Source organism: uncultured Shimia sp. (assembly GCF_947493595.1).
In the GTDB taxonomy this organism is placed as follows: Bacteria; Pseudomonadota; Alphaproteobacteria; order Rhodobacterales; family Rhodobacteraceae; genus Shimia.
In genome coordinates this window covers 38,376-50,991 of sequence record NZ_CANLRL010000012.1, presented here as the reverse complement: position 1 = coordinate 50,991, position 12,616 = coordinate 38,376, and the positions used below count along the sequence as shown (strand labels likewise).

Genomic DNA, 12,616 nt, shown 5'->3' with positions numbered 1-12,616 from the left:
ACTTACACCTCGTCTGGAGTGCTGAGGACGGGGGAGCCGGTTGTCACCAGCTCCACAAGCGTGTGCAGCAGCGCGACAAGCAACAAACCCATGCCGAAGGTCATGGCGGATTGCGGCAGCCAAAGTGGCACTGGGATGATGCCATTGGACACATCGCCGTAGTGTAGGCTTTCCAGTACCAGTGCGCCGCTGAAGTAGAGCGCGTAGCCAACAAAGACGCTGGCAACGGTGAGGGCGAGGAATTCAGCGATAAGCACAACGCGGGGAGACAGGCGCTGCACCACGAGGTTCACACGGATGTGCCCGCCGGAGCGCAATGTGTAAGCCATGGCCAGGAAAGTGGCTCCTGCCAGCATGAAACCGGCGAAATCTGCGTATGATGGGATGGTCGAGGGCAGTACGCCGGGCATCAAACGGCCCACGCCATTGAGCACGATCTGCGCGCTGATCAACAGGCAAATTGCCAGGATCAGAAAGGCGCTGAACATCCCTGCGGCCTTATAAGTTGCGTTTAGAAAACGGTGCATACAAACCTCTCCCCATCGGTTTGGTGATACAAAAAGACCGGCGGCACGGGGTGTCGCCGGTCTTTCGTGAGTGGTGGTTATTGCTGATACGTGGTCAGGATCGACAGGGCCGCGTCAGAGGCATTGCCTTTCCAGTTGTCCAGCATTTTGGTGCCGATGCCCTGCAGGCCTTCGACCAGTGCCGCGCTTGGCTCGTAAACGGTAATGCCGTTTGCCGCGAGCTCCGCGGTTTTTGCCTCAGCTTCCGCTGCAGACATCTCCCAACCGCGGGTTTCCGCGGTGGCTGCGGCTGCCAGAACGGCCGCTTTGGTGTCGTCGCTCAGCTTGTCAAACACGCGCTGGTTCACGACAACGATGTTCTTTGGCACCCAGGCGTTGATCGGGCTGTAGTGGGTTACAAAGTCCCAAGCGGTGGAGTTCACGCCGGTGGAGGGCGAGGTGATCATCGCCTGCACCTGACCGGTGGAGAAGGCCTGAGGAATGTTGGAGGCCTCAACCTGCACCGGCGCAGCACCTGCCAGTGTGGCAAATTCTTCCAGCGCGGCGTTATAAGCACGGAAACGCAGGCCGTTCAGATCATCCACAGTGGCAATCTCGCCGTTGGTATACAGGCCTTGGGCTGGCCATGGCACGGAGAATAGTGGGATCAGACCTTGTTCGGCCAACAACTCAGTCACAACCGGCTTTTGCGCATCCCACAGTTTCTTGGCTTCGTCGTAAGACGTCGCCACCAGCGGTTGGCTGTCGATGCCATAGGCCAGATCTTCATTGGACAGGCGGGACAGGAAGAATTCACCAGCAGGCACCTGACGCGAGCGCACGGCGTTTTTGATCTCCGCGTGTGGGATCAAAGAGCCTGCAGTGTGCAGGGTGATGTCCAGATCGCCATTGGTGGCTTCACGCACATCATCGGCAAACTGCGCGATGTTCTGGGTGTGGAAGGTGCTGTCGCCATAAGGCGTTGGCATGTCCCAGGCGTCTGCATAAGCAGGGGCGGCGCAGGTCAGCGCCGCCGTGAAGGCGATTACATGTTTCATAGGTTGCTCCCTGTTCGTTTTTACGATTCTGATAATTACATTACGTTGACAAATTGTCAGCGTTATAAACATAAAGCAACAATAAAGTTGATTCGAGGAGAACGGCATGTCCACGCAACCAGCAGAGAAGTGGCAGTTTTGGGTCGACCGTGGCGGCACGTTCACGGACATTGTGGCCAAGGCCCCGGACGGCGCGCTGCACAGCCATAAGCTCTTGTCAGAAAACCCGGAAATCTATCGGGACGCGGCGGTGCATGGCATCCGCACTTTGCTGAAACTGGACGCCGACACAGCGATTCCCGAGGGCAAGATCGCTGCCGTGAAAATGGGCACAACGGTGGCCACCAACGCGCTTTTGGAACGCAAAGGCGAGCCTGTGGTGCTGTTGATCACCAAAGGTCTGCGCGATTTGCTGCGGATTGGCTATCAGAATCGCCCGAAACTTTTTGACCTCGACATCCAATTGCCGGAACTCCTCTATGATGAGGTCATCGAAATCGACGAGCGTCTGGATGCGGACGGAAACATCATCACCGAACTGGATGAAAGCGCCGCCCGTGTCGCGCTGGCCGAGGCGCACGCCAAAGGCTTCCGCTCTGTTGCTATCGCGCTGATGCACGCCTACCGCTTCCCGGATCACGAGCAGCGTCTAGGCAAACTGGCCGAGGAGATCGGCTTCTCGCAAATTTCACTCAGCCATGAGGCCAGCCCGCTGATCAAACTGGTTGGGCGCGGCGACACCGCTGTGGTGGACGCTTACCTCTCGCCAATCCTGCGTCGCTATGTCGATCAAGTCGCCGATGCGCTGGGCACGGATCAGGGGGGCTGTGACCGCCTGATGTTCATGCAATCCAACGGTGGCCTGACTGATGCCAGCCTGTTTCAGGGCCGCGACGCGATCCTGTCCGGTCCCGCTGGCGGTGTGGTGGGCATGGTGCGTTCTGCCGCTGAACTCGGCTTTGACAAGCTCATCGGCTTTGACATGGGCGGCACCTCGACCGACGTCTGCCACTACGCCGGTGAGTACGAACGCTCCTTTGAAACTGAGGTCGCAGGTGTGCGCATGCGCGCCCCGATGATGTCGATCCACACCGTGGCGGCGGGCGGCGGCTCGATCCTGTCGTATCGCGATGGCCGCATGCAGGTTGGCCCGGAAAGCGCGGGTGCCAACCCGGGACCATGCGCCTATCGCCGCGGCGGGCCGCTCACGGTCACTGATTGCAACGTACTGCTGGGCAAGCTGCACCCCGACCATTTCCCTCATGTCTTTGGCCCCAATGGCGACCTGCCGCTGGATGCGGACGCCGTGCGCGCAAAATTCGAAACGCTGAAAGCAGACATTGGCACCGACAAATCGGTGGAAGACTTAGCCGAGGGATTCCTGCGCATTGCGGTGGAAAATATGGCCAACGCAATCAAGAAAATCTCTGTGCAACGCGGCTATGACGTGACCAAATACACCATGAACTGCTTTGGCGGTGCGGGTGGTCAACACGCTTGTCTGGTGGCCGACGCGCTGGGCATGGAAAGCATCTTTATCCACCCGTTTGCTGGCGTGCTCTCTGCCTTTGGCATGGGGTTGGCCGACGTCCGCGCCATGCGGGAGGCCCAACTTGGGTGTGCGCTGGAAGACAGCAACGCCGCATCGCAGCTGGCCGAAATCGCCGCAGCCGCCCGTGCCGAGGTCGCCAGCCAAGGCGTCGCCGAGGTTGACATCATCGTAGAGCAACGCGCCCATATCCGTCCGCAAGGTGCCCAGCAAAGTCTGCCGGTGGAGTTTGGCAACGCTGACAAAATGCGTGTGGACTTTGTCACGGCCCACAAACAACGCTTTGGTTTTGCGCCTGACACCGATGATTTGATCATCGACGTCTTGGAGGCAGAGGCCGTTGGCCAGACGGGCGAGCCGGTCACTATGCCCAACCCAACCGGTGCCGCACGGACCGACGCAACCGTGCCGTTCCACCTGAACGGCGCGTGGCAGGACATTCCTCTGGTTGATCGTACAACGCTCGCCATTGGTGACAGTGTCACCGGTCCAGCCATCCTGACCGAACCCACCGGCACCAATATGATCGAAGACGGCTGGCAGGCCACCTGTGCTGCGGGCGGCAATCTGGTACTCAAACGCATTGTGCCGCTGGCCCGCAAAGAGGCGATTGGCACCTCTGTTGATCCGGTCATGCTGGAGGTCTTCAACAACCTCTTTATGTCGATTGCCGAACAGATGGGCGCCACGCTGGCCAACACCGCCTATTCGGTGAACATTAAAGAACGCTATGATTTCTCCTGCGCGATGTTTGACCAAAACGGAGATCTGGTGGCCAACGCCCCGCACGTGCCGGTGCATCTGGGCTCCATGTCAGAAAGCGTGCGCACCGTATTGCACACCAACGCGGGCAAAATCCGCCCCGGCGATGTGTTTATGATGAACAACCCGTTCAACGGCGGCACTCACTTGCCGGACGTAACCGTGATCACGCCGGTGTTTGACAAAGCGGGCGAGGAGATACTCTACACCGTGGCGTCACGTGGCCACCACGCCGACATTGGCGGCAAGACCCCGGGCTCCGCGCCGCCCGACAGCCGCACCATCGACGAAGAAGGCATCGTGATCGACAACTTTCTGTTGGTGGATCGTGGCACCCTGCGAGAAGAGGCCGCGCGTGAGCTGCTTGCGTCCGGCCCATATCCATGCCGCAACGTGGATCAAAACATGGCCGATCTCGCGGCACAGATTGCCGCCAATGAGACCGGCGCAACCGAGCTGCGCAAGATCACAACGCAGTTTGGCCACGGCACGGTGCAGGCCTATATGGGCCACGTGCAAGACAACGCCGAAGAAAGCGTGCGCCGCGTGCTCGACGTGCTGCACGATTGTAACTTCTCCTATCCGCTGGACGATGGCGCCAAAATCGAGGTGGCCATCTCCGTCGACAAGGCCGCGCGCAGCGCCACCATCGACTTCACCGGCACCTCGGATCAAAGCCCGCTGAACTACAACGCGCCTATGGCGATCTGTCGCGCGGTGGTGCTCTACGTCTTCCGCACCATGGTGGGCAGCGACATTCCAATGAACGAAGGCTGTCTGAAGCCGCTGAGCTTGATTGTACCCGAAGGCAGCATGATCAATCCGAAGTATCCGGCGGCGGTGATCTCTGGCAACACCGAGGTCAGCCAGGCGATCTGTGACACGCTTTATGGTGCGCTGGGCGTGATTGCCGGAAGCCAAGGCACAATGAACAACTTTGTTTATGGCAACGACACCCATCAGAACTATGAAACCATCTGCGGCGGCACCGGCGCCGGGAACGGCTTTGACGGGTCCAGCGCGGTGCACAGTCACATGACCAACACCCGCATGACCGATCCCGAGGTTCTGGAAACCCGCTTCCCGGTACGCGTGGATGAGTTCTCCATTCGTCAGGGTTCCGGCGGTCAGGGGCAGACCTCTGGCGGCAACGGCATTGTGCGCCGGCTTCGGTTTAACGAGCCGATGACGGTGACGGTTCTGTCATCACATCGTGTGGTGCCACCACACGGTGCGCAGGGCGGTGGTTCTGGCGCGATTGGTGAAAACAGCGTTGTGCGCGCGGATGGCGCGGTTGTAGCGCTTCAGGGTAATGACCAAGCGGACCTTGAAGTGGGGGATGTTTTTGTGATGAAAACACCGGGCGGCGGCGGATTTGGCGCGCTCTAAGCGCCAAAATACGCACCTCCGTGATACAGTCGCTATACAGACGTAATACCGACGTCCCAAATTCGTACATTTGGGGCGTTTATGAGAGGTAAAATGACACAAAAGCCAACCATCTTGGTGTCCGGTTACGGCTCTTGGGCCAAAGCCCGAAACAACCCTGCTGCTTTGGTTGCAGCGCGTCTTGGGCAAGAAGAGTTTGACTGCTGCAATCTGGTGGTTGTTGAACTGGATGTGGACACTAACGCCTTGCAGGATAACGTAAATCGCCTGCTTGATGTGCACCAACCCGACGGCTGGATCGGTCTCGGAGTGTCCGGTGCTGCGGTGGTGCAGCCGGAAATGGTCGGCATCAACTGGCGCCACTTCAGCGTGCCTGACGTCACTGGCGCACAGCTGCGCGCGACACCAATTGTCGAAGGTGGCCCCGCCGCCTACAACACCACCCTTCCATGCGTCGACATGGTCACCAAACTCCGCGCCCAAAGCATCCCCGCCGCCCTCTCTTATTCTGCTGGCACACACCTGTGTAATCAGTTGATTTACACACTGGCGCATACCGCCGAAACGCGCGGTATGAGTTTGCGCAGCGGATTTGTTCATATTCCTCAGTCCCCTGAAAACATTGCGGAAAAAAGCGGTCTTGAGGAGTATGGTGCGTCTATGGACTTGGCGACGTCCACGCGTGCGATCCGGCTTTGCGTGGAACTTTTGGCAGCAAAATTAGCCGCCTGATCCAACTCAATTAGTCGGCAAAAAGATACTCGGTTCGCGCAATTTCGCGCGCCTGATCTTCGGAGATATGCAGGAAGTCCATCACTGCTGCAACATGCTCCTCTTCGCTGCCGGACTGCACCATGCGACTGACATTTTCGAACTCAGCGTCCCGAATACGATCACTTTCACTCAGTATATCGCGCCGGATGGTGGGTAAAAGTCGTTCCAGCGTTTCTGGCGAGGTTTGCTCCCCTGCCAACCCAATGCGGATCGCGTGACCTGTCAGGTACTCGTCCGTGAAATCACACTGTATTTCCAACATCCTCGTGGTGGATCGGTCGCCAAAGAAGTCCTGCATCAGGTCCATGGCGCTGGGGTCCAGGCAGACGACAAGGCGATTGGTTTCATAATAGTCAAACAGCATCCGCATCAAGGCACGGCGGTGCCGCGTGCGTTTGCCCAACGTCGATTGAATGCCGCCCAGATCGGGCAGAGGCGTGCCCTCTTCATTGAACAGGTAGGCAATAGTCGGGCGGTCCGTGACCTGATCGACCTTTTCCAACAACCGTTTGGCAACGTGCCACTTTTTGCAAACGATGAGCATCAGTTCCCGGTCGCGGCCTAGCGAGCTTTCGGTTTCCCAGAAGCGGCTGGCAAAGCGTTTCCCTTGTCGCCCACGGCCGGTCAAGAACTTGAACAAGCTGGGGCCTTCCGCCGAGATTTGGAAGTTCACGTCTTCTTCGGCATACAGCTGGCCGAGCCGTTCCTTGAGGTCCAAAGCGTCCGGGCTGATTTTTCGGGCAAAGAGATAGTCTTGGCTGATCAGCAAATCGTAGTGGTCGTTGTAAAACGTCAACGGCATCCCGTAGTCCGTGAACATCAGGAATGTTAGCGTTCGTGTGCGGATTTCGTTGGATGGCACCAGATGGCGCACAATGGTCTGAAAAAACGTCTCGTCTGGAATCCAAGTTGTCTTGAAGAACCGCATTACATCGCGACGAGATTCTGTGAAATGTAAAACGGCTTCAATGGTTTGGCGCCGCAAGCACCACCATTGGCTGCCAATCATGACTTGAACATCAGCCGGGATTTCGCGGGTTAGGCCCAGCTTTTTTTGAACGTTGAATGTCGCGTAAAATCGGCGCTTTTGTGTGCGTTCATTAAACCAGTGGCGGTAGATAAGCCGCTCCGACTTCATGCCGGTTTTGATCCAGTCACTCTCAAAAAAGTCGAAGCTTTCAATGAAGTCGACGTCGTTGTCGTCCAGAAATTCGTGGATGTATTCGGATGACTTGATCACCATGCAATCGCCAGACAGCATGTAAAAATGGGAGGCTCGTGGGAATTTTTTGACCGCTGTTTGCACAGCATAAAGCGTGGCTTCAACGAGGCTCCATTCACCCCAGCCGCATTTAATCCGCTTCTCAGAAAACGCAACGTTTGGGTTTGGGCCAAGCACCTCTTGCAACATTGAAAAATGCTCAGGTTTTGCACGGGCGTCAAAGTGAATGGAGATGTAGTCCCCTGTGGCCGTAAGCCGCTCTGCCTGCTTAATGATCGCTTCAGGATCCTTGTGGCACAGAAGAATGTAAGCAATTCTCGCCATCTAGCTTCTTCGATCCCCACTTTGACGTCTTGTGTTTATCCATTTAAAGATGAATGCGCGTTGAATAAACAGGCTTTGTTCGGAATTTTTTGATACGCGCTAAGACCGTGACCAATGCAATAACCACGGCGGCGATGGAGGCAGAAACATGGGATTTCCCGGCACTTGGATGACCGAAAGCGAAAGTGTGGTGTATCGAGTTGTGCCAAAATGCGCATGCTCGACAATTGGACAAATCATGTTCTACTCGGACCATGGCGAGTTCTTTGACGGCGATATCCACGATGCCAAAGGCGGCATGCACAAGTGGGCCATCGAAGACAGCCACAAGCCGATCACAGACAACGTGCGTGAACACCGCTCCTATGCGTTCACATGCGTACGCAATCCCTATACGCGTATTTTGTCGTCCTTCTTTGACAAGATTTGTGGCATCCAGAGAAACGGCAAGCGCTATCGGGGCAACTTGGTGCCGATGCTGATCCAAAAATACGGCATCGAGGTTGGTGGGGATGATGGCAAACAGGAGTTTGATCAGATTCAAAGTTTCCGCCGCTTTTTGTTGTTTGCCCGTGATACCATCCGTTGGCGGCGACCAATGGATCCAGACATCCACTGGTCCGCCATGTCCGGCCACGTGTCGACCTTTATCGTGAACGGTGGCACTTACGACAATATCTTCTGGACCGAGCAGTTTAACGATGGAATGCAGGGCGTTTTGAACAATATTGAAACGCCACATGCTGTTGATTTGACGCAGATTCCTCGATTCAATGAATCCGAAGGGCACGGGCCAAAACGGGCTCACCCAGTGGAGGACTATTTCGACGATTTGTCGATGCATCTGGTCTTCGAGATCTACAAGCGTGATTTTCAGCTGTTCAAATATGACTTCGAAAATCCGGGAAACAAGTTGCCGATTGGCGAAATTGACTTGGATGAAGTGCACGCCAAGTTGGGTGACTAAATTCAGTCAGTTTTCCAGTTTGGGACTTCTTGGGCCGCACTTTTGATCGAGTGCGGCTTTTTCATGTTTGTGTGACGTTTTGGTTGCCAAGAGGAGCCTCTCCTTGCCCATTGGCACCCCATTCGCTAAAGGCACTGACGTAATTATTTCACAAGGACCATAGCGATGGCCAAGCAGAAGAAAGCCCCGCGCCCCAAGGCGATCACGCCAAAGGGCTTCCGCGACTATTTTGGTGTTGAGGTGACCGAGCGCACTGAGATGCTGCATCAAATCGCTGGGGTGTATCATCGCTATGGCTTTGAAGCGCTTGAAAGCAGCGCGGTGGAAACCGTGGAAGCGCTGGGTAAGTTTCTTCCAGATGTGGATCGCCCGAATGAAGGTGTGTTTGCCTGGCAGGAGTTCGACGAGAAAGACAACGGCGACTGGATGGCGTTGCGCTATGATTTGACAGCACCTTTAGCGCGGGTTTACGCGCAGCATCGCAACGATTTGCCAAATCCCTATCGTCGCTATGCAATGGGGCCAGTGTGGCGCAACGAAAAGCCAGGGCCAGGGCGCTATCGTCAGTTCTATCAGTGCGACGCAGACACAGTGGGCACCGCATCTATGGCGGCGGACGCTGAGATTTGCGCAATGTTGTCTGATACGTTGGAGACTGTCGGTATTCCGCGCGGCGACTATCTGGTGCGGGTGAACAATCGTAAGGTCATGAATGGCGTGCTTGAAGTTATGGGGCTTGGCGAAGATCAAGCTGCCAAGGACAATGTCCTGCGCACCATTGATAAGTTTGACAAAGTTGGTGAGAACGGTGTGCGTGAGCTGCTTGGCAAAGGACGTTTGGATGCGTCGGGCGCTTATATCGACGGGGTGGGACTGTCTGACGGTCAAATCGAGCCGGTGATCGCGTTTTTGACGTCCAAGTCGGATGATGTTGCCAAGACCTTTGAAAACCTGCGCGGGGCCGTTGGAGCTTCCGCGGTGGGGGGCGAAGGCATTGCAGAGCTGGAGCAGATTGGTGATCTGCTGGCTGCGGGTGGTTATGGAAGTGATCGGATTGAGATCGATCCAAGCATTGTGCGCGGCTTGGGCTATTACACGGGGCCAGTATTTGAAGCCGAGCTGACCTTTGAAATCTTTGATGACAAGGGCCGTAAGCGGCAGTTTGGCTCTGTGTCCGGCGGCGGGCGCTATGATGATTTGGTCAAGCGTTTTACCGGCCAGGCTGTGCCGGCGACAGGTCTATCGATTGGGGTGGATCGCCTTCTTGCAGCACTACGTGAGAAAGGTCGCATGGGTGGTGTCTCCGCAGGCCCTGTGGTGGTCACAGTGATGGATCGAGACCGCATGGCAGACTATCAGGCTATGGTTGCGGAACTCCGCAATGCAGGTATTCGCGCCGAGGTTTACCTTGGTAATCCGAAGAACTTCGGCAATCAGCTAAAATATGCGGACAAACGTAATTCGCCCGTGGCGATCATCGAAGGTGGTGATGAAAAAGCCAACGGTGTGGTGCAGATCAAGGATCTGATCCTTGGCGCCAAGATTGCTGAGACGGCTACCCACGAAGAGTGGAAAGAACGTCCAAGTCAATTTGAGGTGCCGCGCGGTGATTTGGTCGCGAAGGTGCGTGAAATTCTGGCCAGTCAAAGTGAAGGGCAGGCAGGCTGATGACCCAAAAGTCGAAAATCAGGGCGCGCGCTGCTGCGCTTGCTTCGGATTTTGAAGCTGCGGGCGCGCTGCCGGTCGAAACCCCGGTATTGCTCCCAGCCGAAGCGTTGCTCGATCTCTATGGAGAGGACATTCGTGGACGGGCTTATGTCACGTCGGATGCTTTGCGCGGTGAGCAGATGTTGCGCCCGGACTTCACTGTGCCGGTGGTGCAGATGCACATGGCGCATGGGGCGGAACCGGCGCGGTATACCTATGCGGGTGAAGTGTTTCGGAGGCAAGAAGACGATCCGGCTCGGGCCAACGAGTATATTCAGGTGGGCTACGAGGTTTTTGATCGTGAGAACCCCGCGGCCAGTGATGCCGAGGTGTTTGCCGTGATGCAAAACGCGCTGAAGGGTGTCGAGTTGCGCGCCGCAACAGGTGACATTGGCATCCTCGCGGCGGCCGTGGCGGGTTTGGAAACGACCGACCGTCGAAAGCGTGCGTTGGCGCGTCACATCTGGCGGCCGCGGAAATTCAAGGCGTTATTGGATCGGTATTCCGGCAGGGTTGAAATGCCTGCCAGCCGCGTCGCTCTTTTGGCTAAAGACGACCCAATGGCGCATGGCTTTGCCGACATTGGGTTGCGCTCTCAAGCGGAAGTGGCGGAGCGGATCGACGGCTTGCGTGACGAGGCTGCGGCAGATCCGATTTCGCCGTTGCAAGTGGAACTCATTGAAGCCTTGTTGAATGTGCGTGAAACTTTGCCAAATGCGCTTGAGCATATTCGTGATCTGGCTGTGGACATGCCGGCGATTACGGAAGCCACCTTCCGGTTAAGAGACCGGATGCATGCGCTTGAGGCGCGTGGGGTCGATGTTTCGAGCCTTGAATTTGAAGCGAGCTATGGCCGCACGTCGATGGAGTACTACGACGGTTTTGTCTTTGGGTTCTATGTCCCCGGGCGCGCAGACTTGCCACCAGTCGCCACTGGCGGGCGCTATGATGCGTTGACCCAAGTGCTTGGGCAGGGAAGAGAAATTCCAGCTGTTGGCGGCGTGATCCGTCCTGGCATTCTTGTTCAACTGGAGGACGCGCTATGACCATCAAGCTGGGAGTGCCTTCCAAAGGGCGTTTGATGGAGAAGACCTTTGACTGGTTTGGCGCCCGCGGTGTGGCCTTGAGCCGGACCGGATCGGACCGCGAGTATGCCGGGGCCGTTGATGGCGTAGACGGTGTCGAGCTTGTGTTGTTGTCAGCCGGAGAAATCCCTCGAGAGCTGGCGGCAGGTCGTATTCATTTGGGTGTGACCGGCACGGACTTGGTGCGCGAAAAGCTGGGGCAGTGGGAACAGCAGGTACAGGAGAAAGCAGAACTGGGTTTTGGCCATGCGGATCTGATCATTGCCGTGCCCGCCTGCTGGGTGGATGTGGATACGTTGGAAGATCTGGACGCGGCCGCCGCGGCTTTCAGGAAAAACCACGGGTTCCGTTTGAGGATTGCGACCAAGTATCACCGGCTGGTGCGTGAGTTTTTGCAGGACAACGGTGTTGCGGACTATCAACTGGTGGACAGCCAGGGCGCGACCGAAGGAACTATCAAGAACTTGACTGCTGAAGGCGTGGCGGACATCACATCAACCGGGGATACCTTGCGAGCCAATCACCTGAAAATCTTGAGTGATGCCCTCGTGTTGAAGTCTCAGGCGACGCTTTTCAAAAGCCGTAAATCGAGCATGGATGATGCGGAACGCGCGGCCATGACCACCCTGTTGTCAAAACTCGGTCTTGAGGGTTAGGCACATTGCATCGGTGTCTGGAGCGAGCCTGCTTTTAGGCCTGCTCCGACCGCTCGTTTAAAGAGGTGGACCAACAACAGTTTGCCCATGGGATTGTGCGATTTCTGCCATGTCGGTCTCGCTGATTTCGCCACCTGCCGCAGCTTTGTGAAATGCGCGAAACATTGCTTCCATTTTTAGCGCTGGCGAGAATATGTACCGTAGCCGGCCGACGGTCGTACCGACGTTCTTGAAGGCGTGGACAGCACCTCTCGGTACAAAGGCTACGTCGCCGGGCGCCATTTCGTATACCGTACCGTCAATTTCTACGATGAAGTCACCTTCGAGAAAGAAAAAGGTTTCATCCTGGTCGTGATGAATATGACGTCCGGGGCCAATACCGGGTTGCACGACGTCTTCAAAAACTTCTTGGGCGCCGCCTGTCTCTTCTCCGCTGAGGAGGATGCGCAGAGTAATGGCTTCGGGAAAATCTAGGATTTCGCTATTGGTGTATCTGGTGTGAGTGATGGGCATTGATGCGTCTCCTTGGCGTTTCGTACATCCTAAATCGCGTTTTCCTTTGAACAATTGGGTATTTGGGGGGGGTGTATTGTGCGCATTTGCACAGGCAGGCAAAG

At 56.5% G+C, this 12,616-nt stretch carries 10 protein-coding genes; 6 read left to right on the top strand and 4 right to left on the bottom strand.

Annotated elements, in window-relative coordinates:
• Positions 1 to 2: 2 nt before the first annotated feature.
• Positions 3 to 527: a TRAP transporter small permease gene (locus Q0955_RS19860; RefSeq protein WP_299428328.1), complete on the bottom strand. Its 525-nt coding sequence runs from the start codon at positions 525 to 527 to the stop codon at positions 3 to 5.
• Positions 528 to 604: 77 nt separating this feature from the next.
• The gene (locus tag Q0955_RS19855; protein ID WP_299428325.1) at positions 605 to 1,564 is read right to left on the bottom strand and encodes a TRAP transporter substrate-binding protein; all 960 of its coding nucleotides are present in this window, start codon (positions 1,562 to 1,564) and stop codon (positions 605 to 607) included.
• A 106-nt stretch (positions 1,565 to 1,670) separates the two neighbouring features.
• On the opposite strand from Q0955_RS19855, the gene Q0955_RS19850 reads away from it, so the two are divergent.
• Both Q0955_RS19850 and Q0955_RS19845 read left to right on the top strand, forming a co-directional pair.
• A complete protein-coding gene (locus Q0955_RS19850) occupies positions 1,671 to 5,264 on the top strand; it encodes a hydantoinase B/oxoprolinase family protein (RefSeq protein ID WP_299428322.1) in 3,594 nt (1,197 codons plus the stop codon).
• Positions 5,265 to 5,357: 93 nt separating this feature from the next.
• Positions 5,358 to 5,996: a hypothetical protein gene (locus tag Q0955_RS19845; protein ID WP_299428319.1), complete on the top strand. Its 639-nt coding sequence runs from the start codon at positions 5,358 to 5,360 to the stop codon at positions 5,994 to 5,996.
• 10 nt (positions 5,997 to 6,006) lie between these two features.
• Here the strand turns inward: Q0955_RS19845 and Q0955_RS19840 are convergent, their stop codons facing one another.
• Positions 6,007 to 7,584 (bottom strand): DUF5928 domain-containing protein, encoded by a 1,578-nt coding sequence (locus Q0955_RS19840; protein ID WP_299428316.1) that lies wholly within the window; start codon positions 7,582 to 7,584, stop codon positions 6,007 to 6,009.
• Positions 7,585 to 7,732: 148 nt separating this feature from the next.
• Between Q0955_RS19840 and Q0955_RS19835 the strand changes: the two genes are divergently transcribed.
• The 4 genes from Q0955_RS19835 to hisG all read left to right on the top strand — a co-directional run bounded on the left by Q0955_RS19835 (position 7,733) and on the right by hisG (position 11,999).
• The gene (locus tag Q0955_RS19835) at positions 7,733 to 8,551 is read left to right on the top strand and encodes a sulfotransferase family protein (protein ID WP_299428313.1); all 819 of its coding nucleotides are present in this window, start codon (positions 7,733 to 7,735) and stop codon (positions 8,549 to 8,551) included.
• Positions 8,552 to 8,716: 165 nt separating this feature from the next.
• Positions 8,717 to 10,219 (top strand): histidine--tRNA ligase, encoded by a 1,503-nt coding sequence (gene hisS, locus Q0955_RS19830; protein ID WP_299428310.1) that lies wholly within the window; start codon positions 8,717 to 8,719, stop codon positions 10,217 to 10,219.
• Positions 10,219 to 11,304: an ATP phosphoribosyltransferase regulatory subunit gene (locus tag Q0955_RS19825; protein ID WP_299428308.1), complete on the top strand. Its 1,086-nt coding sequence runs from the start codon at positions 10,219 to 10,221 to the stop codon at positions 11,302 to 11,304. Before hisS ends, Q0955_RS19825 begins: the two co-directional genes overlap by 1 nt.
• Positions 11,301 to 11,999, top strand: a complete 699-nt coding sequence (gene hisG, locus Q0955_RS19820) for an ATP phosphoribosyltransferase (protein WP_299428305.1) — start codon at positions 11,301 to 11,303, stop codon at positions 11,997 to 11,999. Before Q0955_RS19825 ends, hisG begins: the two co-directional genes overlap by 4 nt.
• Positions 12,000 to 12,056: 57 nt before the next feature.
• Here the strand turns inward: hisG and Q0955_RS19815 are convergent, their stop codons facing one another.
• Positions 12,057 to 12,512, bottom strand: a complete 456-nt coding sequence (locus Q0955_RS19815) for a cupin domain-containing protein (protein ID WP_299428302.1) — start codon at positions 12,510 to 12,512, stop codon at positions 12,057 to 12,059.
• Positions 12,513 to 12,616: the final 104 nt, after the last annotated feature.